The organism is Paenibacillus validus NBRC 15382, from assembly GCF_004000985.1.
Classification (GTDB): domain Bacteria; phylum Bacillota; class Bacilli; order Paenibacillales; family NBRC-103111; genus Paenibacillus_G; species Paenibacillus_G validus.
The window spans coordinates 1-25,866 of the sequence record NZ_BIMH01000010.1 but is presented as its reverse complement, the minus strand read 5'-3'; the positions used below and the strand labels follow the sequence as shown (position 1 = coordinate 25,866).

The window sequence follows — 25,866 nt, the reverse complement described above, 5'->3', positions numbered from 1 at the left end:
CCTTCCCTGCCGCAACTGTTACGATGGTGCGACGCCGAGCCCGTAGGCTTCGTCAAGCAGGCGAATTTTTTTCTCGATATACTCGCGGTATGCCTGGTTGTACGCCGCCGGCTCCTTGGGATTCGGGAAGCGCTCGATCCGCTGTTCGTACCCGTCCTCATGCTCCACCTTCGGAAACAGCACCTTGCTGACAGCGCCGCAGCCGAGGCCGATAATCGTCTGGCGTTCTTCCATCATGAGGATGTTGTACAAGCTCTCGTACCCTTTCAGCGCGTAGCCGACGTTCTCCTGATTGCCGAGAATGTTTTTCTGCCTGTACATGTAGTAAGGCACATAACCGCGGCGTTCCGTCCAATCCGATGTGAGCTTGATCATCTCGGTGATTTCGTCGCGCTCCGCCACCTCATACGCGTCTTTGTTCTTCGTCATGCGGGACGCCCGTTTGAACGACAGCGTATGGACGGTCAACGATTCCGGCATCAGCTTCCCGGTTTGTTCAAGCGTCCGTTCAAGCTCCGCCATCCCTTCGTTCGGCAATCCGATGATCAGGTCCATGTTGATGTTGTTCATGCCAAGCCGGCGGGCCAGATTGAACTTCTCGATCGTCTCCGTCACCGTATGGTGGCGACCGATCGTATCGAGCGTCGCCTGCGTGAAGCTTTGCGGGTTGATGCTGATCCGGTCGACGCCAAACCGTTTCATCACTTCGATCTTATCCTCGGTGATCGTATCCGGCCGTCCGGCTTCCACCGTCAGCTCCCGCACGCGATCCATACCCGGGAACGCTTCGCGCATCGTCACGAATAACGATTCCATCTGCTCCGCCGTAATGCTCGTCGGCGTGCCGCCGCCCCAATAAATCGTCGTGATGCTCACGCCCGCCGCGCGCATCCAGCGGCCCATCTCGCGGATTTCGACGTGGAGCCCTTCCAGGAAAGCATCCACCGACCCTGTGTTCCCCCGGATATCGTAGGCGGGAAACGTGCAGTACGCGCACTTGGTCGGACAGAACGGAATTCCGATGTACACGCTCACCTCGCGATCGAGCCGGAACAAATCCGGGATGACGTTCAATTGCCGCTGCGCAATTTCGGCCAGCAGCTCGACCTTCGGTTCCGTCACGAGGTATTCGTCGCGCAGCACCTGCTTGCACGCCTCGATACTGTTGTTCTTCATCATCAGGTTGTGCATCAGCTTCGTGGGACGGACGCCGGTCAGCGTGCCCCAAGGCTGCTCCATGCCGGTGTACTCGCCAAGCACCTGCAGCAAAGCGTAGTTGGCCGCCCGCTTCGCGGTTCGTTTGTACCCTTCATCCCGATGCGCTGCGGCGCGCGTGTGCGTCCATTCGCAGACAGTGCCGTCAGCCCGATCGGTCAGCTTCGCCTGCGCCGTCACATGCCCCCCGGCTTCGTCCACCCGCACTTCGATACGCAGATGCAGATCGGCGTCTTCCGACGGTTCGTACACCGTCTCCACCTCTTCAAAAAACAACTTGCCTATATGAAACGGCTCGCTCGCCTGCTCGCCGAATCCGACGCGTTCCAGCTCTATTTTCAACTTCATCTCGCCCTTCATTTAAAACTAGCCATAGTGTAGCACATTTGCCCCGGACTGGAAAAGAAATAGGCCGTTTTCGCAGCCTGCCTGCGAGAACGGCCTATTCGTCGTTAACGAAACGTCTTGCGCGGCGTTCGTTTCAATTGCTCGTGCGCGGAAGAGAATGTGGAGCTCATTTCGCCCGCCGTCCCCTCTGACGATAGAAGCGCCACTGCCTCTCCCATATGACCGAGAGCCGTGAACAGCTCCGGCATTGTCGCGATTTGTTCTTTCGGCGATCGGTACATACCGTGTGTCTCCTTCGGGTCCGTCTGGATGTGAGATTGCGTCCACACCTGTCAGGGTTCCCCAAAAGCGACTGCCTTATCCCTTTATGCCCCGGGCTTGCTCTCCACAATGAGCGTAACCGGCCCGTCGTTGACGAGCGATACGTCCATCATGGCGCCGAACTTGCCGGTTTCCACCTTCAGCCCTTGATCCCGCAGCAGCTCGTTAAATCGTTCGTACAGCGGTTCCGCCGTCTCCGGCCGGGCCGCCGCCATGAAATTCGGACGTTTTCCTTTACGGACATCGCCATACAGCGTAAATTGCGATACCGATAAGATTTGACCTCCGGTGTCCAGCACCGACAAGTTCATTTTTCCGGACTCGTCTTCAAAGATGCGCAGCCCCGCCACCTTCTCGGCGACATACCGGGCATCCTGCTCCGTGTCGCCTTCTGCGATGCCGACGAGCAGCACGAGCCCGGCGTCGATCCGTCCGACCGTAACACCGTCTACCGTTACCTGCGCCGCTTTGCTGCGCTGCAATACGACTTTCACTATGGTCTGCCCCGTTTCCTGTCCAAGTTAAGCCTGCATAATCCGCTGCACCGAATACACGTCCTTGACGCGTTTGATTTTCTCGACAACCGCATGCAGGTGATCGATATTGCGAATGAGAATCGTCATATGAATCATCGCCATCTTATTCTTATCCGAACGGCCCGACACGGCGGAAAGCACCGTCTTGCTTTCAGACACCGCCTGCAGCACTTCGTTCAACAATCCCCGGCGGTCGTGACCCGTAATTTCGATCTCGACGTTGTAGTTCGCCTCGACATCGTCCGCCCACTCCACGTCGATAACACGGTTGCCTTCGTCGCTGCATTCCGCCGAAGGAATGTTCGTACAGTCGGACCGGTGCACCGAGACGCCCCGTCCGCGTGTAATGTAGCCGATGATATAGTCCCCCGGCACCGGGTTGCAGCACCGCGCAAAACGGACAAGCACGTTGTCCACGCCCTTGACTCTAACGCCGTTGGTCGGGCGCCCTTTGCGCTCCTTGTCCATGCCCGGCGCCCTCATCTCTTTCACTTCAGACGTGAGCTGAAGCGCCTGCTGCTGGGCTTCTTCCGCTTCCCTGCGCACTTTCTCCGTCAAGCGGGTCACAATCTGCGCCGCCGTAATGCCGCCGAAGCCGACCGCGGACAACATATCTTCGACCTCGTGGAAGTTGAACTTCTTCGCCACCTCGAGCATCTCGTCGTCTTTCATAACCACAGACGGCTCGAAGCCGAGTCGCTTCACTTCGCGCTCGATCATTTCGTGGCCCTTGATTACGTTTTCTTCGCGGCGTTCCTTCTTGAACCATTGCCGGATTTTCGTCCGGGCGTGCGACGACTGCGCAATTTTCACCCAATCCTGGCTCGGACCGTACGAATGCTTCGAGGTGAGAATCTCCACGATGTCGCCGGTCTTAATTTTATAGTCGAGCGGCACGATGCGTCCGTTCACTTTCGCGCCGATCGTCCGGTTGCCGACCTCCGTATGAATCCGGTATGCAAAATCGAGCGGCACAGACCCGGCCGGCAGCTCGATGACTTCACCCTTAGGCGTGAAGACGAACACGAGATCCGAGAAAAAGTCCATCTTCAACGACTCGACGAACTCGGAGGCGTCCTGCGCTTCATTTTGCAGCTCAATAATTTCGCGGATGAACTGCATCTTGTCTTCATAGCCCCCGGAAGGGACGTTGGTGCCCTCCTTATAGGCCCAATGCGCCGCTACCCCGTACTCGGACGTGCGATGCATCTCGAACGTGCGGATCTGCACCTCCAGCGGCTCCCCCTTCGGCCCAATGACGGTCGTATGGAGAGACTGGTACATATTCGGTTTCGGCATCGCGATGTAATCCTTGAAGCGGCCCGGCATCGGTTTCCACAACGTATGAATAATTCCGAGCGTGGCGTAGCAATCCTTGATATTGTCGACAATGATGCGCAAAGCAAGCAGGTCGTAAATTTCATTGAACTGCTTGTTGCGCGCGGTCATTTTCTTATAGATGCTGTAAATATGCTTGGGACGACCGGAAATATCGCCGTCGATACCCATTTCGTTCAGCTTTTCGCTTACGTTCTGAATGACATCATTGATGTATTGCTCGCGCTCGGTGCGTTTTTTCTGCATCAGGTTGACGATCCGGTAGTACTGCTGCGGATTCAAATAACGGAGGGCGATATCCTCCATCTCCCACTTGATCGCAGAAATCCCGAGACGATGCGCGATCGGGCAAAAAATTTCCAGCGTCTCGTCCGCGATCCGCCGCTGCGCTTCTTCCGACTGATGCTTCAAGGTGCGCATATTGTGCAGACGGTCGGCGAGTTTGATCAAAATGACGCGTATATCCTGAGCCATCGCGACGAACATTTTACGATAGTTCTCGTTCTGGTGTTCTTCTTTACTCTTGAATTTGATCTTCTCCAGCTTCGTTAAGCCGTCGACGATCATCGCACAGGTTGCCCCGAATTTCTCACGTACGGTTTCGAGCGAGACGGTCGTATCCTCCACCACGTCATGAAGCAGCGCGGCAATAATGGAGATCGTATCCATTTGCATGTTGACCAAAATTTCCGCTACCGCGAGCGGATGCAAAATATACGGTTCGCCCGACTTGCGCACTTGACCGTAATGGGCTTGGTCGGCAAATTCGTAGGCTTCCCGGATTCGAGTGAGATCCTGTTCTTTGATATAACTGGATGCCTTCTCAAGAAGCTGCTCTATCCCCATCGGTCTATCCATTCCCTTAATTCGATTTTAATCCATTATGCCCTTGAACCGGGCCCTGCGTCAAGAATTTACGGGACAAACCGACATTTTGCGCGGATTCCGCTCAGCCTTGCCGTAAGCGGTCACAGTCCGCTCACTCGGCTCAGCCTTCGTCGATCTGCAGCAGCCGTTCGTCCAACGCGCGTTCGGCCGCATCCCCGCCGCCTGCTCCCGTCTGAACGGCAAAAAGCGCTTCCAGCTTTCTTCTTTCCTTCAGGAGGGCGTCATTTAACTGTATCGATGGAGCGTTTACATGGCGGCTCATGGTATTCATCATCGTCATGACTCCTTTGGCGGACTGGGGTAAGTTTTTTGTCTGGCTGACGCTCCAGGGCGCTTGTACTTTCTTACCCCATACCTATGGAAACTGACGCAGCAAGCTGCCTGTCACTTGCGCTGAACCCCTGCATGGGTGTGCAGAGCAGGACGGGTGCGAGGGGCCGGCCTGCGCAATACGACCTTCTGCGAGATCAAAAAAGAGGCCCCGGAGGGCCCCGCGATTAATATTGGATGAGTGAAAATATTTCCGCACCGTCCAGTTTTTCTCTACCGTTCAGTTCGAGCAGCTCGATCAGAAACGCTGCCCCTACCACTTCTCCGCCCAACTGCTTCACCAAATTGATCGAGGTCGCGATTGTGCCGCCCGTAGCGAGCAGATCATCGGCGATCAACACTTTTTGCCCAGGCGCAATAGCGTCTTTATGCATCGCCAGCTTATCTTTGCCGTATTCGAGCGCATAATCGGCTTCAATCGTTTCACCGGGCAGTTTACCGCTTTTGCGGATCGGCACGAAGCCGACGCCAAGCGCAATCGCGAGCGGCGCTCCGATAACGAAGCCGCGGGCTTCAGGCCCTGCGATCAGATCGATTTGTTTGCCCTGCAAACGCTCGGTCAGCTGCCCAATGACCTCTCGATAAGCCTGGCCGTTCTTCAATAACGTCGTAATGTCCTTAAAGCTGATGCCAGGCTGCGGGAAATCATTAATAACCCGGATATAATCTTTGAAATTCATACAATTTCCTCCAATAAGGTTTCTCTCGGTTGGTATTCCATTAATTTATCCAACAATTCTTTAGCGGATGAGTACAGCATCGCTTGCTCCACGTCCGGACGCTTCATCCGCGCGCGGTACAACAAGGAGGCGGATAAATCTTTCTTCGTCGCCGATGGGACTAAGCGGTAACCGTCGGCCGTCGGTTCGGCCAGTCCAAGCTCAGCGAAGACCTCCATCATAAACCGGACGAGCGCGGGCGAAAGCCCGGCTCGTTTGGCGATCGCCTGGCAATAACCGGTGCGCGGCGTTTCGTTCTTCTCCAGCCACACTGCGGCGCCGTACACCGTCTTGAACATATCCCGGCCTGGCATGACACCGGCCTGCCGGTCGCTGTCCGTATCGCCGTACACGGCGTAATATCGCTCGACCGCGCCGGCTTGCGAGCCGAGCGCTTCGATTTGTTCCATCGTATCGGGAATCGAGAACAGGACGATATCGCGCGCTTCGGATATAGAGAACTTGCGCGCAAGCTCGTTCTGCGGGTGAAATCTGGCTGAGATGTCGACCGTCCACAACGCCGTATCCGCGCTGAACGGCTTCAAAGCTTCGGGCAGCGAACTGCCGAACGAAACGACCGCAGCCGGCCAATTGCCGGACGCCGCCTGCGCGGGTTTACGCTTCAGTTTCTCCAGCAGCTCGGCTACTTTACGTTCAGGCTTGGCCGCACCCCGCCAATCGAACAGCTGAACGGTCGGCACTCTCAAATCCTGAATCATAATTTGCGGACGCCGGACGCCGTTCCATTCGTTGACCGACAGCTCGCCGAGCACATCCAGGGTGGCGGACGCCGGGGAAATCCATTCCGACAGCGACCCTTTCCCAAAGCCGACCGCTTCCACCGCAGCCGCCGATTCACGGGCGCCGCTTTGCAGCGACAGCTTCAAATGCTGATGCTCCTTCCCGATCGTACGCATCTCATTCAAGGCAAGCCCCGTGAACAACAAACGGGGAGACGGATTGCCTGCGCCGAACGGACCGAGCTGCTCCAGCTGGCGAATGTTCTCCAGGTTAATATCTTCAAAATCGCAAACAAGGTCGGCATGCAGCAGCGGCATGTAATCCTCCGCAGTCAGCCACTCTGCCGCCAGTTTGCACAACCGCTCGCCCAGTTCCGGTAAATTTCCGGCTTCCAGCGTCATTCCCGCAGCCATCTGATGCCCGCCGAAATGATCCATCAGATCGTCGCAGTGCGTCAAAGCCCGGTACATATCGAAGCCCGCGATCGACCGCGCCGATCCTTTGGCCATACCGGTTTCCTTATCGATGCCGAGAATGATCGTCGGCCTGTAGTAACGGTCGACCATCTTCGAAGCCACGATGCCGATGACGCCGACGTTCCAGCCTTCTTGGGCAAGCACGATCGCTTTGGGCAATTCTCCGGCCGCTGCTATAAGCTCCTCTACCATGGCGACGGCCTGCTTCGTCATGTCGTCAACGATGCGCTGACGCTCCTTGTTGAGCTGATCCAGCTCGTTCGCCAGCTGCTCGGCCTCCTGCTCGTTCGTGGTAGTCAGCAGTTGAACGGCCGCATCGGCGCTGAGCAGCCTGCCGCTCGCATTGATGCGGGGCGCAAGCGAGAACCCGATATGCGTCGAGTTTACTTCCTTGACCGCGACGCCGGCGACGCCCAGCAGTGCGCGAATGCCGGCACAGGAAGTCGCTCGCATACGCTCCAGCCCTTGCTTCACCATGATCCGGTTCTCGCCGGTTAGCGGCATTAAATCGGCGATGGTGCCGATCGCCACGTATTCGAGCAGTTCCTCCGGCAGACGGCCGAGCAGCGCTTGCGCGAGCTTGAAAGCGACCCCGACCCCGGCCAGATGCTTATACGGGTACGGACAATCCGGCTTCTTCGGATTGACCAGCGCATAAGCGGCCGGCAGCTGCTCGGGCGGCTCATGATGATCGGTGACGATGATATCGATGCCGAGCGATGCGGCATAAGCCACCTGCTCGACGGCGCTAATACCGGTGTCTACGGTCACGATCAAGCCGATTCCCTGCGCCTTTGCCGCATCCAGGGCAGCCTTATTCAAGCCGTATCCTTCATGAACACGGTGCGGGATATACGTATCGAACGAACAATCGAGCTGGTTCAGCAAGTGCACCATCAGCGACGTGCTGCTCACGCCGTCCGCATCGTAATCGCCGTAAACCCGAATCTTCTCGCCATCGCGAATAGCGCGGCGTATCCGCTCCACAGCCCGGTCCATGCCGTCCAGAAGAAACGGATCATGAGTGCGATCCGTCCCGCCATGTAAATACTCAGCCGCATGTTCGATGTCGGTTATCCCCCGAACCGCCAGCAAACGCGAGAGCAGCGGAGACAGCTGTAAGCTTTGCGCAATCGTCTGAGCTTGCTCCTCTTCCAGTTTACCGACGTTCCATCTTGCTTTAGCCTGAAGCATACGGGCTGTTCCTCCCTATCCCTCCGTTAATGAAGCAGCGTCGGCATGTCATCGTGCCCGGCATCCGTGCTCTTGTACGGATAGCCCGGATCGTACGGATTAACCTGCACGCAAACGTCCGATACGTGGATGAACCGTTTCATTAACGTTTGTTTCACTGTCTTTGCTATCTCATGTCCTTCAAGAATCGTAATTCTCGGATTGACGCTGATCTTCATATCGACGATTACGTAATGCCCGTGTTCTTTCGCCTGCAAATCGTCGATGGAAATGACCCCCTTCACCCGCTGCACCGTATCGAACAGTTCGCGCGAATCTTCCTGGCGCAGCACGCGGTCGGTCGAATGTTGCACCGCTTCCATCATATAGCGGTAGGCCAGGCGCATCACCAGCACCGCAATGAGCAGTCCGGCAATCGGGTCCAAATAATACAGCAAAGGCATCCCTATGTAATGGCCGAGCATCGCTCCCCCAATGCCGATGAAAGCGACGATGGACGAGTAAATGTCGGAACGGTGTTCCCAGGCTCTCGCGATCACCGCCTGGCTCCCGATTTTTTTGCCAACCCTGTATTGATATTGAAACATCGCTTCTTTAATGACAATGGATAAAGCGATAATGACGAACGCCAGCCGGTCCGGCGCTTGCGGAGCTTCTTGACTTAAAGATTTCACGGTGGCGATAACGATCTCTACACCGATCACCGTCGCAAGCACGGATAAAAGGATCGAAACGATCGGACCGCCCGCGCGATGTCCGCGGATTCCGGCGATGGCGCCGGCCGTATCCGATGCCGAATGCAAGGCGTCCGCCAGGAGCGCCTTGCTGTGCGTCGTCATTCCGGCGACGCCTTTCAACACCGTTAATCCCAGATTAACCCCGATTCCGACCCACAGGCCGATTGCAGCTCGTTTCTTATGTTCCTCCGTCATGGGGCACTCCTCCATGAAAGTGATTATCGTTCGATGAAAGACAAGAAATATGTACCGGATAAAAGGGCGAAGCCGCCGCATATTGCCTTGTTGCGGCGGCCATGGCATTGCTTACGCGGCGGCTTTCTTCTTGGATCCGACAGCTTTGTTTTTTAATTCATACCACAGCGGTCCGGCGATACAGACCGAAGAGTAAGCGCCGCTCGTCAAGCCGATAATTTTCGCAAGGGCGAACAGCTTGATCGCCGGGCTGCCGAGAACGAGCAAACACACCGCGGCAATCAAGACGGTAATAACGGTATTGATGTTCCGTTTCATCGTTTGCCAAATACTGTCGTTCAACAGACCGGCCACGTCTTCGGTCGATTTCAGCTTGGCAAAGCGGAGGTTTTCCCGGACGCGGTCGAAAATTACGATTTTATCGTTAATCGAATACCCGATCGTAGTCAAAATCGCCGCCATAAACGGCAGATTCACTTCAAAACGGAAGATCGCGAAGAAGCTGATAACCACAAACGCATCGTGCAGAATCGCAATGATCGAAGCGATCGCGAACCGCCATTCGAACCGTATGGTCACATACAAACAAATCGCAAGGCTGGCCGCGCCAATCGCGAAGAGCGCTTTGTTCTTCTGCTCGATCGCCATATCCGGCGTGACGGTGTTTACTTCTTGCGAGACGTCGCTGCCGTAAACGGCCACAAAGCTCTCCTTAATCTTCTTCACCGTATCGTCGGTCAGAATGTCGTTAAACCGGACGGACAACCGGTTGTTATTGTCTCCGCCAAGGGTCAGGATGGCCGGCTCGGTACCGTTCGACTTGAGCAGTTCTTCCGCTTTCGCCCGATCGATCGATTGGCTGGCCGATATATCCATCGAGGTGCCGGCCCGGAAATCGACACCGTAATTCAACCCCTTAAACATCAGCATGCATGCGCCCAGCGCGCAAATAATCAGGGAAGCGATATAAAAATATTTCCGGTTTTTGACAAAGTCAAAATAATTTTTAAATGCAGAGTTGTTTTTAAAGGGCACGAATTTCCGACTCCTTTACGCCATAGTAAGTAGGCTTTTTAAATACGTTGGCGCGAATCAGCAAGACGAGCAGGAACCGCGCAAGGAAGACGTTCGTTACGACACTCAAGGCGATGCTCAGCATATTCGTCAGCGCAAAGCCCCGAATGGCTCCGTTCCCGATGTAAAAAAGGACGGCGCCGGCAATAATATTCGTAATGTTCGCATCCATGATCGTCCGGAAGGAATGCTTCGAGCCCGATTTCAGCGAGGACAAGATGCTTTTGCCGCTGCGGATTTCTTCTTTGATCCGCTCGGCCGTAATGATATTGGCGTCGACCGCCATCCCGATCCCCAGGATGAAGGCTGCGATGCCGGGAAGCGTCAAGGTCGCATGAATCAGATTGAATACGAGCAGCAGCAGCCAGGCGTATGTAATAATCGTAATCGAGGCGACCAAGCCCGGAATCCGGTAAAAGAAGAGCATAAACAACAAGATGAGAACTGAGCCGACAAGCCCCGCCTTCACCGTCTCCTGCAGCGACAGCTGGCCAAGCGAAGCGCCTACGCTTTGTGTATATTTCTCGGTGAGCTTCAGCGGAAGCGCACCCAAATTAATCGTATCGGCCAGTTTCTTCGCTTCGTCGAATGTAAAGTTACCGGTAATCGTCGCTTTGCCGTCCGTCAGCACCTGCTGCACGATCGGAGAGGAAAGCGGCGTTTCGTCCAAATAAATCGACATCGGTTGACCGAGCAGCTTCTCGGTAACCTTGCGGAATTTCTCTTTGTCTTTAACCTCGATTTGAATCATAGCCCGGTTCGTTTGGTCGAACTGGACTTTGGCCGCGTTCTCGACGAAGTCGCTTCCGATCAATTCCTTCGTTCCGTCCGGACCCCGGAAAGTGAGCTGCGCCGGCTCTTTAATCACCTTGCGCACTTCTTCTTCATTGCTGACCCCTGGAAATTTAACGCGAATCCTGTCGGATCCTTCAGTTGTAACCTCCGGCTCCGTAACGCCCAAAGCGTTCGCGCGCTGCTCCAGGCTGAGCGCCGTTTGGTTAAGAGACTCTCTCGTTACCGGCTTCCCGGCCTCGATCGGCTCCGCTACATACAAAATCTCAAATCCGCCTTTCAAGTCGAGACCGAGCTTGATGTTCTTCACCAGCTGCGGGCTCGTCACTCCAACCGATGCAAATACGATCAGAACTATCGCGACAAATGCGACGATGCGTTTGATGTCCATAACGATCTCCTTCCACCCTCAATAGTCCTATTATACCCACCTGCGAAAATCGAGTCAATTTGCCATCGATCGCCAAAAAGCCCGTTAAACGGGCCCCGGAAAACTCGGGTACGCCTCTTATCTCAAGGCGGATGCGGAAAGCCTGGAAATCAGCAAAAGACTCCCGCTACCGGAAACGGGAGTCTTTGTATATGCTCATCGTCATCCAATTCATAAACGAAGTGACTTTTAACGACAAAATATCATTGACGATCCGGTGCAGCGGCGGCACGCCTTGCTTCTGATACTTATCGCTGACGCACTCCCAAACTTCTTGCCCGGTCACATGCTCATAGCCCAGCATCCGAAACTCCTGCGCCTTGCTTTTGCAAAGATCCTCGATCATCAGGTTAAGCTCGTTCTCGTCCATCTCTGCCGCCGGGTCGTCTTCGGCATAGCCGTCTTCACGCGTCCCGGCCGGCGGTCCGGCAAGCTCTTCCTCCGCGCCCGCAGCCACGCCGATTCCGGGGTCTCCCGGAGCTGGCTCCGGCTCCGCAGCCGCCTCCGCCGTCCCGGCCGTCAGCTCCTGCGCATCTTTAACCGATGTCGCGGCCGCCGTCTCCTGGGAATAGAACAGCTCCATATACGGAACTTCCTGGTCCTTGCCGATATCGCGATTCTCCTCAGGCTTCTCCATCGAACGATCCGGTTCGATATCCGGCGATTCAGGCGATTCCGGGTTCGTCCCGGCGCTGCGATCCTCATATTGCTTGCCGTCTGTCATCCATAACCCCTCCCGGTGCGCAGCCTGCTCATGTTGTATGTAATTCGCTGTGCAACGCTTATTTCCTTCTTCGTCTCCTACAGGGCTTGTATAAAAATGTGTGCATGCGCCCGGACAGGTCCGGCATATCCATTAATAAATAAACCGACGTGGGAAAAGAGGTTATGGCATTGACCAAACAATCATTTATCAAAGGGACGATGATTCTTCTCGCTGCCGGTATTATCAACCGCATTCTGGGCTTCATCCCGCGTATGACGCTGCCGCGGGTCATCGGGCCCGAAGGCATCGGGTTATACCAGATGGGATGGCCTTTTCTCATTGTCATTCTAACGATCGTCACGGGCGGCATTCCGGTTGCGGTGGCCAAGCTTGTAGCCGCTGCCGAAGCCGAGGGCAATGAAGCCCGGGTGAAAAGTATTTTTCGCATCGCGCTTGCCGTCGCCACCGTGTTAGGTCTCTTTTTCACAGGGGTCATTTATATAGGGGCCCGCTGGATTACCGATCATTTGTTCACCGACCCGAGAGTGTACTATACGTTTCTATGCATGACGCCTATCGTGCCGCTTGTTGCCGTATCCTCCGTGCTCCGCGGTTACTTTCAAGGGCGGCAGAACATGATTCCGACCGCCGTTTCGCAGGTGATGGAAACGCTCGTCCGCATCGTGGCCGTACTGGCGTTCGCCTATGCCATGCTGCCCTACGGCCTCGCCTATGCGGCGGCGGGAGCGATGGCCGGCGTACTGGCCGGGGAAATTTGCGCCACGCTCGTGCTTGTGTTTCTGTACAAAAGAGAGCGTCTGACTCCCGAAAGAGGACCGATTCGCGCCCAAATCGGGACAACCCGCCGTCTGTCCCGCATGACCAACCTGAAACAGCTGCTTAAGCTGGCGCTCCCGGTAACGGGGAGCAAGCTCATCGGCTCGGGTTCTTACTTCCTTGAATCGATTCTGATCGTGCAAAGCCTGGCGCTTGCCGGCCTTGCTACGACGGTCGCAACGGCGCAGTACGGCGCTCTGCAGGGGATGATCATTCCCGTGCTCATGCTGCCGGGCGCGTTGACATACTCGCTTGCCGTCTCTCTCGTTCCTTCGCTTTCGGAAGCCGCGGCGCGCGGCGATATGAAGACGATCCATATGCGCCTGCGCCAGTCGCTCAAGCTGGCTCTCGTCACGGGCGCACCGTTCGCCGTTCTGATGTATGTGCTCGCGGAACCGATCTGCGCATACATGTATGCCCAGCCCGGCATCGCCTCGATGCTGAGAATGATGGCTCCGGCCGCCTTGTTCATCTACTTTCAAGCTCCGCTTCAAGCCGCTCTGCAGGCGCTGGACAAACCCGGAGCGGCGCTCGTCAATACGCTGATCGGCTCCGCAGTCAAGCTCTCGTTGATTTATGTGCTGGCGAGCCGTCCCGAATTCGGTATTCTGGGTGCGATTGTCGCCATTACCGTCAATATTATGCTCGTGACGATTCTTCACGGTCACAGCGTTGTCAAGCTGCTGAAATTCCGGATGGTGTCAGGCGACTTTCTCAAGGTCGGGGTATGCATGGCGGGCACAGGCTGGGCCAGCACCGTGGTTATGCACTCGTCCTGGATCGACGACGGCCTGCTGCGATTTCTGGCCTCCTGCTGCACGGGCATGACGCTGTACGTGCTGCTCGCGTTGGTTACCCGCCTGATCGAACGCGACGACTTGTTCCGCATGATCTGGCTCGGCAAGCGTTTCGTCAAATAAGCGTACTAAGCGTCCCTCGTTATCTCTTCTTATCGATAAACCATTTGCCGCGATGGTCGACCGAGCAGAAGAACACATCTTTAAAGTCGTTAATCCCTCTCGACTGCAGTTCCCGCTTCAGCCAAAACCGGGTTTTGCCCAGCTTGGTTAAACTCTCGTCCTGTACCCGTCCGTCCATAATGAGCGGCAGCGGCAGGCCTTCGTAGCGAAAGACCGGCTTCCGATCGCCGTCGCCCGGCGAAGATGGGGGATCGGAACTTTTCTCGGTGACCGTCAGTTTTCCGGAAGGTTCCAAAATGGCGAATTCCACGTCCGCCAGGTTCATCACTTTATTTTCGCGAAGCTGCAGCAGCAAATCGTCCAGATTGTAGCGCTGACGCTTCATCTCCGAACGGTCCAGCTTGCCTTTGTCAACAATGGTGGCCGGGCTGCCTTCCACCCAGCGGCGAAGTTTCTCGCTCTTCAGCGAGAAGAAGGCGATAATCAATTGAATCACCACCAGCGTCGCCATCGGCAGAATGCCTTCGAGCATCGGTTTGCTGACGTCCTCGACCACGAATACCGCGATTTCCGCGATCATGATCGAGATGACGAGGTCGAAAACGGACAGCTTGCCGATCTCCCTTTTACCCATAATGCGCATCGTCAAGAACACAATGATGTAAACCAGTATGGTCCGTAGAAAAAGGATCAACAACTCCAAGCGACATTCCTCCCCGCAGTCGGTTCCATGGGTATTTTGACCTTGGAGAGGAACCCTCATTCGGGAGAAATGTTGGTAACGGGACCTGTACTATTTTGATAGCCAAGCCCATAAAATGGGACTAACCAATCCATCGGGAGGTTGCCATCCTTATGAAACGTTCGCCGCTCTTATCCGGATTGACGTATTCCACTGTCGTCACCTTAGTCGGCACGCTGCTTGCTTCGCTCCTTATGCTCGCCACTGATTTGTCCGAAAGCTCCTGGCTCCGGACCACGCTGTTCATTCACGGGCTGTCGTTGCTGATCGGAGGCTTCGTCACCGGCAAACGGTGCGAATCCAGAGGTTGGTACCACGGCGGGCTGCTCGGCCTGGTCTATACGCTTATTGTGTGGATGATCGGCTTTCTCGCCTACGACAGCGGGCTGACGCAAGAACTGCTGATCCTCTCCGGCATCGTGCTCGTAATGGGCGCACTCGGCGGCATGATCGGGGTCAATGTGAAGAAGTAAGTGAATAAGCCGGCAGCTGCGCAAAAAAGGCGTGCATGCGGCAGAGAATGGCTCTCTGGCGCAAAGTACGCCTTTCTTGTCTCTGGAATTGTTTAACAGTGCGCGCTACTACTTGTCTTCAACGGAAGGCGCCGGGGTTACCGCGTTAATCGCCGAACGTTCGAAGGTCAGTTTCGTCACATCATTGACGCGCAGGACGATCGTATCGTCCGTCAGCTCCACGATAGTGCCGTGCAAACCGCCAATCGTAACGATTTTGTCCCCTTTTTTCACGCTGCTCAACATCATGTTGCGGGTTTTCTGACGTTTTTGTTGAGGACGGATCAGCAGGAAATACAAAACAACAAACATTAGGACGAGCGGTCCATAGGTCATCAAATAACTTTCGATGCCTGCCGGAGCTTGGTTGGCCGTAGCCAAAATCATGATCGTTTCCTCCCTTTTTACCTGGTATATGTATATATGATGGTTGGTTAAAACCCTTTGCTGTTCTCGTCGATGCCGTATTTTGCAAAAAATTCGTCGCGGAAATCAAGCAGCCGGTCTTCTTGAATCGCTTGCCGAACCCCGCGCATCAGTTCGAGTAAGAAATGCAGATTGTGATAAGTCGTCAGCCGTATGCCAAACGTCTCGTCCGCCTTAATCAAGTGGCGAATGTAAGCGCGCGAATAGTTACGGCACGTATAGCAGGAACATTCCGGATCAAGCGGCTGGAAATCTTCGGCGTATTTGGCATTGCGCACAACCATACGGCCGGAGCTTGTCATCACGGTGCCGTTGCGGGCAATACGCGTAGGCAGCACGCAATCGAACATGTCGATGCCGCGAATCGCGCCTTCCAAGAGTGCATCCGGTGAACCGACGCCCATCAGGTAACGGGGCTTGTTCGCCGGCAGCAGCGGAACGGTGTAGTCGAGAACCTCAAGCATCAATGGCTTCGGTTCGCCTACGCTGAGTCCCCCAATAGCATACCCCGGGAAATCCATGGAAGTCAACTCTGCCGCGCTTTGCTTGCGCAAATCTTCGTACATCCCGCCCTGAACGATGGCGAACAACCCCTGATCATGCTTGCGCCCATGCGCCTCCAGGCATCGCGCCGCCCAGCGCGTCGTCCGCTCGAGCGATTGCTTGGCGTAGCTGTGCTCGGCCGGATAAGGCGGGCATTCGTCGAACGCCATGATGATGTCGGAGCCGAGCGCGTTCTGGATCTCGATCGATTTCTCAGGCGAAATGAACAGCTTGTCCCCGTTCAAGTGAGAACGGAATTGAACGCCTTCTTCCGTGATTTTGCGCATCTCGCTTAACGAGAATACCTGGAAACCGCCGCTGTCCGTCAAGATCGGGCGATCCCAGTTCATAAATTTGTGCAAGCCGCCGGCCGCTTTCACGACTTCGTGCCCGGGACGCAGGAACAAATGGTAGGTGTTGCTCAGAATAATGTGCGCATCCATCTGCTTCAGTTCTTCCGGGCTCATCGTTTTGACGGTTGCCTGGGTGCCGACCGGCATGAACGCCGGGGTCTCGATGACGCCGTGCGGCGTATGCACACGTCCGAGCCGGGCGCCGGATTGCTTGCACGTTTTGATAGGTTCATAGGTGATGGCCATTAATCAGTCACTTCTTTCTAATAAATAAACATGGCGTCGCCGAAGCTGAAGAAGCGGTATTCCCGCTCGACGGCTTCCTTGTAGGCCGCGAGCACGCGCTCGCGTCCAGCCAGCGCGCTGATCAGCATCATCAGCGTCGATTTGGGTAAATGGAAATTCGTCAGCAGCGCATCGACAATCTTAAACTCGTAGCCCGGGTATATGAAAATACCCGTCCAACCGCTGCCTGCTTCCAGCGTGCCGTCCAACCGCGCCGCCGTTTCCAGCGTTCGCGCACTCGTCGTGCCCACGGACACCACGCGGCCTCCGCGGGCTTTGGCAGCGCGGATGATGTCCGCCGTCTCCTGCGACACCTCGTAATACTCTTCGTGCATTTCATGCTCTTCGATCGTATCCGCAGCTACGGGGCGGAACGTGCCAAGCCCGACGTGAAGCGTCACATAGGCTAATTGTATACCTTTTTGTTCCAGCCTATGCAGGTAATCTTCCGTGAAATGAAGCCCTGCTGTCGGCGCCGCCGCCGAGCCCTGATGCTTGGCATACACCGTCTGATACCGCTCCCGGTCCGGCAACTGCTCTTTAATATATGGCGGCAGCGGCATCGAACCAAGACGGTCGAGAATTTCATTGAATATGCCCTTGTATGAAAATCGAAGAACCCGCGTGCCCATCTCGCCTTCGGATTCCACAACAGCGGTCAGCATCGGTTCGCCCTCATCGCGTCTCGAATCCGACGTCCCGAAATGAATAAGCGCGCCGGTCTTCAGCCGTTTGCCCGGACGAACGAGCGCCTCCCAGGCGTCTCCTTCGAGCTGCTTCAGGAGCAGCACCTCCGCTTTCGCACCGGTGTCCGGCTTCACGCCAAAGAGCCGGGCTGGAATGACCCTCGTGTCGTTAAGCACGAGCACATCCCCGGCTTGTAGAAAAGATTCCAATTGCTCGAACCCGTAATGCCCGATCTCCCCGGTACGCTTGTTCAGCGTTAGCAGCCGCGAGGCCGTACGATTCTCGAGCGGCGTCTGCGCGATCAACGATTCGGGGAGATGGTAATCAAACAAATCTACCTGCATGAACAACTTCATTCCCTTTACGGTAAAGTGGTGACGGTCACCCCGGAATAGTACGCTTGTAAAATTTTCACATAATCATAGCCCAGCTCGGCATAACCTTTGGCACCCCATTGCGACATGCCGAGTCCATGGCCGAATCCGGTGCCTTTAAACACGAATTGCGTGGTTTTGGAAACCGGCTTTACGTTTCCGTCGGCGCTTAGTACGAAGAACTGTTCCTGCTCGTAAGCTTGAGGCGTACCCGAGCCTCCCGCGAAGTAAAGCGGCGCATCGGAGGCGCTTTGCTCGCGGACAGCGCTTCCTGCTCCCCGTATAGTATACCGTTCCGATTGTTCAATTTCAAACCGCGTGCTGGGCAGCCCGCCGAGCAGCGAACGCAGCGCATCCGGATATGACGCTTTCACGGCTTGTCCGTTGACGGACACTTCCAGCGCACGTCCGGACGGCCCCCGCTTCGTTACCTCGAGGCGGGTAATGCCGCCGGCAGCGGAAGCCGGCAGCGAAGCGCCGAGCTTCTCCCTCAGCCTGCCCTCGTCGAACGGACCGCGAACCCATGCGAACGCGTTCGATTCCATCATTTGGCCGATCACAACGAACCGGCTGCCGGCATCGACTTTCGCGATAGCGGGATTGGCCGCATTGTCGACAAAGGGTGCCGAACGAATGTTGACCGCGTCCGTCGTCGACTCGTAATAAGGCAGGCCGATCTCATTCTTCGTACCGGTGTCGCGGGCGTAATCCGAATGAATATATCCGGTTAATCCGCTGGGCAGGACGATCCGATACCACGGCTTTTTGCCTGCTTGGGCACCTTCGTCCGGCGACGGCACGCTCTTCAGATAAGGGACGGGGTTGCCCCATACCTCGCTCGAATCGGCCGTCATGCCGCCTGCATTGGAATAGAAGAGCGGGTCGATCAAAGCGTTCTTGTAGGTCAGCACCTGACCTTTGGTCGAATCGACCGCTTGAATCGCAGCGGCGAATTCCGCTTCACGCCCTTTGTACACCTGATCCGCTGTCGAATCGGACACATTCGCAATTTGGTATTTGTCGCCCTGCTTCAACGCGTATGTACGGGCGGCGATCGCCTGCGCCTTCAGCGCTTCCGCCGGCCAAGACGAGTTTAACTCCGAACCGACGACGCTGTATAAATATTGATCAATGGCCAATTCGTTGATGACGGCAAGCTTGCCGTTCAACGTTGTCACCTCGATGCCGCCGCGGTACGAACGGTTCGATCGCTCAGCCACCTGCACGCCTGCTTTCGGATCTACAGGTGCCGCCCACAGCTTGGCTCCGCCGCCGACAACGAAAGCGGTGACCGGCTGTACGGCCCCATCCCCGCTCACGGAAAGCTCGCTGCGCTTGAGCACGTAGCCCGCCGTTTGATCCACGGCCGTCAAGCGGGCTGCAGGCAGTGCGGCGCTTACCTTGTCCTTTAGCGTCTTCAGCGAAGCGTCATCAGCCGCTCCGCCGACCATGACGGCGAAGCCGCCGCCGATGAGCGCCACGTCAGCGTCAAAGCCGGCCTGCACGATCGCATCCGCTTGCGCCTGCGCTTCAGGCTCCGTGGCGTAAACGCCGGCGTTCCAGCCCAGCGGTCCGGCAACTTGGGCGGTTGCATCCGCTTTGGCCGCCGCAGCGGCCGCTTCCTTCGTCGGAAACGGGCCGATATATGCGGCATATGCCGGCTTCCCCTGCTTCGAGCGCTGCACGATGCCCGTACCCGCTCCGCCAACCGCCAGCTTCTGCGCTTGAGCTCTTGCGACGGCTGCATCGGCGCTTTGCGGAAGCAGCGCATAATAGCCGTTCGCATAGGCGCGTACGACTTCTTTCGCATTCACCTGATGCAGCGGCTTGAAGCCGCTTGCATCGCGCAAGCCGAGCGCGAGTGCGGCCGTGTCCGCGCTCAGCGTAACCGCCGATGCCGGACTGCTGTAACGGCCGGTATCGATAAATAGCGCGACGCGGACGGAAGCCGGCATGGCAGCCGGAATTGCCGCTTGCGCGGCAGGCGCGAGCGGCGTGACCACCGGCGCTGCGAACACGCCGGTCCAGACAACGGCAGCGCACAGCGCCGTCTTGAGACCCGCTCCAAGCGGGCGCCGACCTCGTTCATGATCAACGTTATGACGTTTGGGACTCCCCATGCTGCGTGATTCTCCTCCCCTATTGCAACCGTTGCATCGAGCTGTGATGATGCCGGTTGTATGGTCTCGCTTCTGTAGCGGTAATGATCCCCTAGTAAACTTTTATGACCGGCTTGGCATGGGCAAGCCCAAATGTTTGCACGCGCTCGCCGTCACCATCCGCCCCCGCGGAGTGCGCTGCAAAAATCCGATTTGGAGCAAATAAGGCTCGTACACGTCCTCAATGGTCTGGCTTTCTTCGCCAATGGAGGCTGCTATCGTGTCAAGACCGACCGGTCCCCCTTGAAAGCTTAGGATTATCGCGCGCAGCATTTTGTGATCGATCTCGTCAAGACCGAGCGGATCGACCTGAATGCTCGACAACGCAGCTTGCGTTATGTCCAGCGTAATGATGCCGTCGCCCTTCACTTGGGCAAAGTCGCGCACCCGCTTCAGCAGCCGGTTGGCGATCCGCGGCGTTCCCCGCGACCGCATGCCGATCTCGTGAGCCGCTTCGCCGACGATCTGCACCTGCAGCAGGTCGGACGTGCGGCTGACGATGTACGACAGCTCATCTACCGTATAATACTCCAAACGGCTGACGACTCCGAAACGATCGCGCAGCGGCGCGGATAGCAAGCCGACACGCGTCGTCGCCCCGACGAGTGTAAACGGCGGCAAATCGAGCCGCACCGAGCGGGCGCTCGGTCCTTTACCGATAATAATATCCAGCGCGTAATCCTCCATCGCCGGGTATAACACTTCCTCCACCGTGCGGTGCAGGCGGTGGATTTCGTCGATGAACAGCACATCGCCTTCCTGCAAATTGGTCAGGATAGCGGCCAAATCGCCCGGCCGTTCGATGGCGGGGCCGCTCGTCGTGCGAAGATTGACGCCAAGCTCGTTCGCGATGATATTGGACAGCGTCGTTTTCCCGAGTCCGGGAGGGCCGTATAGAAGCACGTGATCGAGCGCTTCCTTGCGCATTTTCGCCGCCTCGATATATATTTTCAAGTTTTCTTTCGCTTGCGACTGGCCGATATACTCCGCCAAATAGCGCGGGCGCAGACTGAATTCCATCGTCTGATCTTCCATCATCAAGTTCGCCGATATAATCCGGTCATCCATGCTGCGATTCTCCTTTCTAACCGTCTTAACGCTGCGCCGGGAGCCGTAACGTCATCTCATCATCGACTGTTGAAACAGCGCCTGCAGCGCCAGCTTCGTCACGGCGTCCGTCGTCTCGCCGCCCTGCAGCTTCGGTTTGATTGCCGCTCCTGCACGGTCCGCTTCCGCCTCGGTGTAACCGAGCGCGAGCAGCGCCGCCTTCGCCTCCGCCCAAGCGCCTCCGCCCAGCGGAGCTGAGGCCGTGTCGCCCAGACTGAAGCCAGCCCCCGCCATATCGTCGTCCGCGGACGTCCAGGCGCCGAGCTTGTCCTTCAGATCAAGCACCATGCGCTGCGCCGTTTTCTTTCCGATTCCGGGCAGCTTTGTCAAGAACGCGACATTCTCCTGACGGATCGCCGAGGCGATCGTCTCCGGCCGCCCGCCCGCCAAGATGCCGATCGCGACCTTCGGCCCGATTCCGCTTACCTCCAGCAGCAGGCGGAACAGCGATTGCTCCTCGCGAGACGTGAAACCGAACAGCAGGTGCGCATCCTCACGCACCTGGTAATGGATATACATCGTCACTTCGCCGCCGTCCTTGCCGTCCTTCGGCGCAACGGCGAACGGATTCGCACAGAACACCCGATAGCCGACGCCCCGCACGTCGAGCACGACATACTCCGTTTCCCGGTGGGCGACGGTTCCTCTTAGAAAGTCGATCATCGCTTGGTTGCTCCATTCATCTTTTGTAAAAGTGTTGCCGAATGCGCGTGGCAAATCGCGACGGCAAGCGCATCCGCCACGTCGTCCGGCTTCGGCACGCTCGATAAGTGCAGGAACATCCTGACCATCTCCTGCACCTGCTTCTTCTCGGCTTTACCGTAACCCACAATCGCCTGCTTGACCTGCAGCGGCGTGTATTCGCCGATCGGCAATCCCTGCTGCACAGCCGCCAGCATCAATACTCCGCGCGCTTGACCGACGGTCAGCGCGGTCGTTACGTTGCGGTTGAAGAACAGCTTCTCGATCGCCACCGCGTCAGGTTTATATTTGTCTATCAATTGGACCATAGCTTCATAGACTTGCTTCAGACGCACTGAATCTTCGGTATGCGCCTCGGTTTGAATCGAGCCGTACTGGACGGGCACCAATTTATGTCCCTGCTTGTCGATAAATCCGAAACCGACGATGGCGATTCCCGGGTCGATGCCTAATATGCGCACGCGGCTTCCAACTCCCCCGCCCGCTCCTCCGTGAGCCTCAATGACGTTCAGAGGACACCAGAAAGCGAACATATGTATTCACCAGCCCATTATATCAGATTATCCCCCCTATGAACACGCTGTATGGAAGAAAACCATCCGTCAGGCGCCTCTCACCAGCCCTCCGGTAAGCATTAGAAGAAACTGCGGCGCGTTATGCTCGCCGACTCTGCCATCAGAGCAAAATAACGGCGCTGGATCAACCGCATGCGCACTCGGCCGCAAGCGGATGCTCTCCAAGCCCCGCAGCTATCCCCGGATGGTCATGCGCAGCCGATCCCGTCATCAACGCAAATAAACCTCCTGGACCACTTTATAACGTGGACCGGGAGGTTTATTCCGCTCTGACCCTCATCCAAACCGGGGATGAAACGGGCCAGCCTCTATCGTCCTTCAAGGGGAAGGCGCCCGCTGCATCGCATTCTCCGTCTCCTCCACCGCATAGTCGCTCAACGTGGACAATACGCTGTTGTAATCTTCAAGATCGTGAATACGTATGCCATGGTACAGCTGCCTGACCGTTTCGCGGGGCAGACTGCTTTCCAGGTGCTCAATGTTCAATTGAAAGAACGTGCGCATGACGTTCTCCGTTCCGGAGTTCGGGACGCCTTCGAACAAGGAAAGGTTGCCCTTCGCATCGAGCCCGAAGTACGCCTTTTCCTTGCAGGCCGGCGACAAGTCGTCGATCGACTCCGTGAAGTACACCGTGTTCGTCTCGCCCAGGCTGACCGTTATGGAAGGATGGTTGCGGTAATAATTCATAATGCCGTTCGAATCGAGCAGTCCGATCCGTTCGAGCTCCTCCCCGCACACATAGGCTTTCTTCGAGAATGCTTCCCGTTTACCCTCCATTCCGCTAATGATCTTCCGCACCTCTTCCTCGGGCTGTTTGAACGCCGTCACTTGACGGCTGAATACGGCCCGATCCTGCTGCCATTCTCCCAAATCCCAGGAAAGCGGAGCTTGTACCGCACTACGCGAGAACCAAAGCCACGAAGCAAACACGCCCATTGCGAGCAGCACGACCGCCAAATGCAGCCAGCCGCGTTTAAGGCGAAGCTTTCGTTTCAGTTGTTTTTTGAGCTGATTCCACCATTCTTTCACTTGCATAGGAGATCCCCTCTTGTCTATATCGTTATGATTTACTATTTTTCCCATGGGGATCGACGTTTATACGGAATGGATGTATACTGTGTCTTATGGTAAACAACCCATGAGGGGAAGGATGATGACTTACCTATGCAGTCGCTTTTGAAAGAAGTATGGGCTTGGATCCGTTCCATTGCCGCCGCGTTTGTCCTAACCATCTTGATCGGGATGTTCATATTCCAACCGACCAAAGTGCTCGGACATTCCATGGATCCGACGCTAAACGATCAACAGCGAATTTACGTTTCCAAACTGTCGCATACGTTCCGGTACGGACCGGATTACGGGGATATCGTCATTATCGACAGCCGGGTGGAGCGCCCCCGCACCTTGAAGGACGATCTGCTGGAGCATCCGCTGCTTCGCCTCCTTCGCGGTGAGGATGACCCGAACATGTACGTGAAACGGGTGATCGGGAAGCCAGGCGACATACTGGAGATGAAAGATAACAGAATGTACCGAAACGGTCAGCCTCTGGACGAGCCTTACTTGAACGAAACGATGGATACTCCCGTTTCACGGCAATGGACCGTGCCGGAAGGCCACGTATTCGTCATGGGCGACAACAGAAACCACAGCAAGGATAGCCGGGATATCGGCTTCGTGCCGATCGACCATGTGCTTGGCATTAAGTTTTAGCTAAATATAAATTAGCTCGCGAACAGAGCCTATCCGGCAAAATGTTCAAAAAGGCAAGCCTTGCAGCAAGGGCATTGCCTTTTTTTATCTTCATTTCAAAATCCACTGATTCAAATCAAAGCCCTTCTGCGCCAGCTTCTCTTCGACTAAAAAAGCTTTCGTCCCTTCCAGCAGCTTCACGCCGGAGTCGGTAAAAGGCACATCCTTGATCCATGAGACAAACACCAATCTTCGCCGAGCCATATTTTTTTATGGTGAATTGATTGCAGTAAAAAGACGGAGATTAGCTACAATAAACTTCTACCTTTGCAGATCATAAGTAACTGACGCTGTATACAGAGGGGGTTGAAGCTTGAACAGGTTTGTAGTCTATATAATTGCCAGTATCGCATGTCTGATCTTACTCATACTCGGTGTTATGTATGGAATATGGGATAGCAACCAATCTAAAACAGGACCAGTAGGCGATGGGAATGCAAATCCTACTATATTTCAATTGATACCAAGTTTTACGACTTTTCTTCTAGGAATCATAAATTTACCCATGGCTATTATCCGCTATAAGAAAAATAAAGAATCAAAAAGCAAAGAGAATTGAACATGAACTTACAATAAAATTGTTACGCTACCTGATACGATAGATTAATTAACTGCCTTTTCAGCGGGCGGTTTTTATTTGGGTCTAAAATCAATAATACACGGTAACACAGCCTTTAAATAAAGGACAAAAAGCCGCCCCCCGTACGCATTCGTTCCGGGAAGACGGCATTTGCTTAGTGAAAAACCGGACAGACTTAGTCGTTTAACCAAGGTCTTGTTCTTTTGACTTTCGGAGGATGATGAGCTTTGCGGCTGTTCCGTTCAATCAAGCTGCTGATGGCGGCGCGGGCCGATTTCCCACGGGCTGGACGCTTCGCCCTCGCGTCTTCTTTCGCAGCCGGAGCGGCGGCCGACTTGCCGTCCTTCGATTTGTGGATCGACAGCGCACGTTCCTCCGCAACCAGAGGTTCCGCCGTCGCAAACGGCATCGCCCCGAGGCCGGGATATACGTTCACCGCGATGCCAGGTTCCGGAAACGGGTAGCCCGCTACGGCATGCGGCAAGATCGGCGACCCGTACGGCGAAGCAGGGTATGCGTCGTACAGATCCCTACCGTAAGGCGTCGGATACATCTCCATCGGCTCCTGATCGTACGGCGTGCCCGGGTACATCCCCATCGGCTCCTGATCGTATGGCGTGCCCGGATACATCCCCATCGGCCCCTGATCGTACGGCGTGCCCGGATACATCCCCATCGGCTCCTGACCGTACGGCGTGCCTGGGTACATCCCCAGCGGCTCCTGGCCGTATGGCGCGTTCGGATATGCCCCCAGCGGCTCCTGGCCGTATGGCGCGTTCGGGTACGCACCCAGCGGCTCCTGGCCGTATGGCGCGTTCGGATATGCCCCCAGCGGTTCCTGGCCGTATGGCGCGTTCGGGTCCGTCGCGAGAGGTTCCTGGCCATATGGCGCGTTCGGATACGCCTCCAATGGCTCCTGGCCGTATGGCGCGTTCATTTGGGGCAGCGCATAAGGCAGATTCGGTTGACCGCAGCCGCAGCCTTTGCTTGCTGCCGGCGCTTCCCAACTCGGATACGGCGAGTAGGTCACGTTCGGCGTACTCATCGTATAAGGCATTTCTCCGTGCTTTGGCTGGTTCGGAAATACAGGCAGCTCCGGCTCCGTCGCCCAGGGACTTTGCATCATCACTTCCGTTGCCGGCACTTGGAATTGCTGGAACAAGTTCGCTACCGGCGGCATATTTCCGGCATACGTAGGCTCCATAGACGGCATTCCGACATTCGGTGTCGGCATTTCGATATTCGGAGTCGGCATCCCGATATTCGGTGACT

Annotated in this window: 25 protein-coding genes and 1 pseudogene; 4 read left to right on the top strand and 22 right to left on the bottom strand. The window is 56.0% G+C overall.

What is annotated here, in order from left to right; all coding sequences use genetic code 11:
* Positions 1-18 precede the first annotated feature (18 nt).
* The 11 genes from PVA01S_RS09360 to PVA01S_RS27625 form a co-directional block, all read right to left on the bottom strand.
* Positions 19-1,563, bottom strand: coding sequence for a coproporphyrinogen III oxidase (locus tag PVA01S_RS09360; protein ID WP_127607078.1), 1,545 nt, complete (start codon positions 1,561-1,563; stop codon positions 19-21).
* Positions 1,564-1,667: 104 nt separating this feature from the next.
* On the bottom strand, positions 1,668-1,844 hold the full coding sequence (locus PVA01S_RS26555; RefSeq protein WP_155613771.1) for a hypothetical protein: 177 nt from the start codon (positions 1,842-1,844) through the stop codon (positions 1,668-1,670).
* An 84-nt stretch (positions 1,845-1,928) separates the two neighbouring features.
* The gene (gene dtd, locus PVA01S_RS09355; RefSeq protein ID WP_054797607.1) at positions 1,929-2,378 is read right to left on the bottom strand and encodes a D-aminoacyl-tRNA deacylase; all 450 of its coding nucleotides are present in this window, start codon (positions 2,376-2,378) and stop codon (positions 1,929-1,931) included.
* 27 nt (positions 2,379-2,405) lie between these two features.
* Positions 2,406-4,604: a RelA/SpoT family protein gene (locus PVA01S_RS09350; RefSeq protein ID WP_127607076.1), complete on the bottom strand. Its 2,199-nt coding sequence runs from the start codon at positions 4,602-4,604 to the stop codon at positions 2,406-2,408.
* A 142-nt stretch (positions 4,605-4,746) separates the two neighbouring features.
* On the bottom strand, positions 4,747-4,920 hold the full coding sequence (locus PVA01S_RS26550; protein ID WP_164751784.1) for a hypothetical protein: 174 nt from the start codon (positions 4,918-4,920) through the stop codon (positions 4,747-4,749).
* Positions 4,921-5,143: 223 nt separating this feature from the next.
* Positions 5,144-5,656, bottom strand: coding sequence for an adenine phosphoribosyltransferase (locus PVA01S_RS09345; RefSeq protein ID WP_054799929.1), 513 nt, complete (start codon positions 5,654-5,656; stop codon positions 5,144-5,146).
* Positions 5,653-8,106, bottom strand: a complete 2,454-nt coding sequence (recJ, locus tag PVA01S_RS09340) for a single-stranded-DNA-specific exonuclease RecJ (RefSeq protein ID WP_127607074.1) — start codon at positions 8,104-8,106, stop codon at positions 5,653-5,655. The genes PVA01S_RS09345 and recJ overlap by 4 nt, the downstream gene beginning before the upstream one ends.
* A 26-nt stretch (positions 8,107-8,132) precedes the next feature.
* Positions 8,133-9,038 carry a cation diffusion facilitator family transporter gene (locus tag PVA01S_RS09335; RefSeq protein ID WP_127607072.1) on the bottom strand — a complete coding sequence of 302 codons (906 nt, stop codon included), beginning with the start codon at positions 9,036-9,038 and terminating at the stop codon, positions 8,133-8,135.
* A gap of 111 nt (positions 9,039-9,149) precedes the next feature.
* Positions 9,150-10,073, bottom strand: coding sequence for a protein translocase subunit SecF (gene secF / locus PVA01S_RS09330; protein WP_127607070.1), 924 nt, complete (start codon positions 10,071-10,073; stop codon positions 9,150-9,152).
* A complete protein-coding gene (gene secD / locus PVA01S_RS09325; RefSeq protein WP_127607068.1) occupies positions 10,063-11,295 on the bottom strand; it encodes a protein translocase subunit SecD in 1,233 nt (410 codons plus the stop codon). Before secD ends, secF begins: the two co-directional genes overlap by 11 nt.
* A 166-nt stretch (positions 11,296-11,461) precedes the next feature.
* Entirely contained in the window at positions 11,462-12,058 is a 597-nt protein-coding gene (locus PVA01S_RS27625; protein WP_306439340.1) for a post-transcriptional regulator, read from the bottom strand.
* Positions 12,059-12,228: 170 nt separating this feature from the next.
* On the opposite strand from PVA01S_RS27625, the gene spoVB reads away from it, so the two are divergent.
* Positions 12,229-13,797, top strand: a complete 1,569-nt coding sequence (gene spoVB, locus PVA01S_RS09315) for a stage V sporulation protein B (protein ID WP_127607066.1) — start codon at positions 12,229-12,231, stop codon at positions 13,795-13,797.
* A 19-nt stretch (positions 13,798-13,816) separates the two neighbouring features.
* On the opposite strand, the gene PVA01S_RS09310 is transcribed toward spoVB, so the two are convergent.
* A complete protein-coding gene (locus PVA01S_RS09310; protein ID WP_054797604.1) occupies positions 13,817-14,500 on the bottom strand; it encodes a DUF421 domain-containing protein in 684 nt (227 codons plus the stop codon).
* A 152-nt stretch (positions 14,501-14,652) separates the two neighbouring features.
* On the opposite strand from PVA01S_RS09310, the gene PVA01S_RS09305 reads away from it, so the two are divergent.
* A complete protein-coding gene (locus tag PVA01S_RS09305) occupies positions 14,653-15,012 on the top strand; it encodes a TIGR04086 family membrane protein (RefSeq protein ID WP_054797603.1) in 360 nt (119 codons plus the stop codon).
* 108 nt (positions 15,013-15,120) lie between these two features.
* Here the strand turns inward: PVA01S_RS09305 and yajC are convergent, their stop codons facing one another.
* The 8 genes from yajC to PVA01S_RS09265 all read right to left on the bottom strand — a co-directional run bounded on the left by yajC (position 15,121) and on the right by PVA01S_RS09265 (position 23,297).
* Entirely contained in the window at positions 15,121-15,441 is a 321-nt protein-coding gene (yajC, locus tag PVA01S_RS09300; RefSeq protein WP_372813111.1) for a preprotein translocase subunit YajC, read from the bottom strand.
* A 44-nt stretch (positions 15,442-15,485) separates the two neighbouring features.
* Complete coding sequence (gene tgt / locus PVA01S_RS09295; protein ID WP_127607062.1) at positions 15,486-16,619, bottom strand: tRNA guanosine(34) transglycosylase Tgt; 1,134 nt, start codon at positions 16,617-16,619, stop codon at positions 15,486-15,488.
* A gap of 17 nt (positions 16,620-16,636) precedes the next feature.
* Positions 16,637-17,689, bottom strand: a complete 1,053-nt coding sequence (gene queA / locus PVA01S_RS09290) for a tRNA preQ1(34) S-adenosylmethionine ribosyltransferase-isomerase QueA (protein ID WP_127607060.1) — start codon at positions 17,687-17,689, stop codon at positions 16,637-16,639.
* 17 nt (positions 17,690-17,706) lie between these two features.
* On the bottom strand, positions 17,707-19,839 hold the full coding sequence (locus PVA01S_RS09285; RefSeq protein ID WP_236595820.1) for a SpoIID/LytB domain-containing protein: 2,133 nt from the start codon (positions 19,837-19,839) through the stop codon (positions 17,707-17,709).
* A 102-nt stretch (positions 19,840-19,941) separates the two neighbouring features.
* Positions 19,942-20,946: a Holliday junction branch migration DNA helicase RuvB gene (gene ruvB, locus PVA01S_RS09280; RefSeq protein WP_054798585.1), complete on the bottom strand. Its 1,005-nt coding sequence runs from the start codon at positions 20,944-20,946 to the stop codon at positions 19,942-19,944.
* 51 nt (positions 20,947-20,997) lie between these two features.
* The gene (gene ruvA / locus PVA01S_RS09275; protein ID WP_127607058.1) at positions 20,998-21,648 is read right to left on the bottom strand and encodes a Holliday junction branch migration protein RuvA; all 651 of its coding nucleotides are present in this window, start codon (positions 21,646-21,648) and stop codon (positions 20,998-21,000) included.
* The gene (gene ruvC / locus PVA01S_RS09270) at positions 21,645-22,148 is read right to left on the bottom strand and encodes a crossover junction endodeoxyribonuclease RuvC (protein WP_054798592.1); all 504 of its coding nucleotides are present in this window, start codon (positions 22,146-22,148) and stop codon (positions 21,645-21,647) included. The genes ruvA and ruvC overlap by 4 nt, the downstream gene beginning before the upstream one ends.
* A gap of 432 nt (positions 22,149-22,580) precedes the next feature.
* The gene (locus PVA01S_RS09265) at positions 22,581-23,297 is read right to left on the bottom strand and encodes a BofC C-terminal domain-containing protein (protein ID WP_127607056.1); all 717 of its coding nucleotides are present in this window, start codon (positions 23,295-23,297) and stop codon (positions 22,581-22,583) included.
* A 129-nt stretch (positions 23,298-23,426) separates the two neighbouring features.
* Here PVA01S_RS09265 and lepB point away from each other — a divergent pair, with 129 nt between their 5' ends.
* A complete protein-coding gene (gene lepB, locus PVA01S_RS09260) occupies positions 23,427-23,975 on the top strand; it encodes a signal peptidase I (RefSeq protein WP_054798587.1) in 549 nt (182 codons plus the stop codon).
* 90 nt (positions 23,976-24,065) lie between these two features.
* Here lepB and PVA01S_RS27490 read toward each other — a convergent pair whose 3' ends face one another.
* Positions 24,066-24,200 carry a hypothetical protein gene (locus PVA01S_RS27490; protein WP_258313386.1) on the bottom strand — a complete coding sequence of 45 codons (135 nt, stop codon included), beginning with the start codon at positions 24,198-24,200 and terminating at the stop codon, positions 24,066-24,068.
* Between the two features lie 127 nt (positions 24,201-24,327).
* Between PVA01S_RS27490 and PVA01S_RS09255 the strand changes: the two genes are divergently transcribed.
* On the top strand, positions 24,328-24,573 hold the full coding sequence (locus tag PVA01S_RS09255) for a hypothetical protein (protein WP_127607054.1): 246 nt from the start codon (positions 24,328-24,330) through the stop codon (positions 24,571-24,573).
* Between the two features lie 196 nt (positions 24,574-24,769).
* Here the strand turns inward: PVA01S_RS09255 and PVA01S_RS26545 are convergent.
* A pseudogene (locus tag PVA01S_RS26545) lies at positions 24,770-25,866 on the bottom strand (hypothetical protein); the annotation flags it as partial.

Bases quoted from the DNA above. Each gene is read 5' to 3' on its own strand.
- PVA01S_RS09360 (WP_127607078.1), bottom strand. From the start codon at position 1,563: ATGAAGTTGAAAATAGAGCTGGAACGCGTCGGATTCGGCGAGCAGGCG.
- PVA01S_RS26555 (WP_155613771.1), bottom strand. From the start codon at position 1,844: ATGTACCGATCGCCGAAAGAACAAATCGCGACAATGCCGGAGCTGTTC.
- PVA01S_RS09350 (WP_127607076.1), bottom strand. From the start codon at position 4,604: ATGGGGATAGAGCAGCTTCTTGAGAAGGCATCCAGTTATATCAAAGAA.
- PVA01S_RS26550 (WP_164751784.1), bottom strand. From the start codon at position 4,920: ATGATGAATACCATGAGCCGCCATGTAAACGCTCCATCGATACAGTTA.
- PVA01S_RS09345 (WP_054799929.1), bottom strand. From the start codon at position 5,656: ATGAATTTCAAAGATTATATCCGGGTTATTAATGATTTCCCGCAGCCT.
- recJ (WP_127607074.1), bottom strand. From the start codon at position 8,106: ATGCTTCAGGCTAAAGCAAGATGGAACGTCGGTAAACTGGAAGAGGAG.
- PVA01S_RS09335 (WP_127607072.1), bottom strand. From the start codon at position 9,038: ATGACGGAGGAACATAAGAAACGAGCTGCAATCGGCCTGTGGGTCGGA.
- secD (WP_127607068.1), bottom strand. From the start codon at position 11,295: ATGGACATCAAACGCATCGTCGCATTTGTCGCGATAGTTCTGATCGTA.
- PVA01S_RS27625 (WP_306439340.1), bottom strand. From the start codon at position 12,058: ATGACAGACGGCAAGCAATATGAGGATCGCAGCGCCGGGACGAACCCG.
- PVA01S_RS09305 (WP_054797603.1), top strand. From the start codon at position 14,653: ATGAAACGTTCGCCGCTCTTATCCGGATTGACGTATTCCACTGTCGTC.
- tgt (WP_127607062.1), bottom strand. From the start codon at position 16,619: ATGGCCATCACCTATGAACCTATCAAAACGTGCAAGCAATCCGGCGCC.
- queA (WP_127607060.1), bottom strand. From the start codon at position 17,689: ATGCAGGTAGATTTGTTTGATTACCATCTCCCCGAATCGTTGATCGCG.
- PVA01S_RS09285 (WP_236595820.1), bottom strand. From the start codon at position 19,839: ATGGGGAGTCCCAAACGTCATAACGTTGATCATGAACGAGGTCGGCGC.
- ruvB (WP_054798585.1), bottom strand. From the start codon at position 20,946: ATGGATGACCGGATTATATCGGCGAACTTGATGATGGAAGATCAGACG.
- ruvA (WP_127607058.1), bottom strand. From the start codon at position 21,648: ATGATCGACTTTCTAAGAGGAACCGTCGCCCACCGGGAAACGGAGTAT.
- PVA01S_RS09265 (WP_127607056.1), bottom strand. From the start codon at position 23,297: ATGCAAGTGAAAGAATGGTGGAATCAGCTCAAAAAACAACTGAAACGA.
- lepB (WP_054798587.1), top strand. From the start codon at position 23,427: ATGCAGTCGCTTTTGAAAGAAGTATGGGCTTGGATCCGTTCCATTGCC.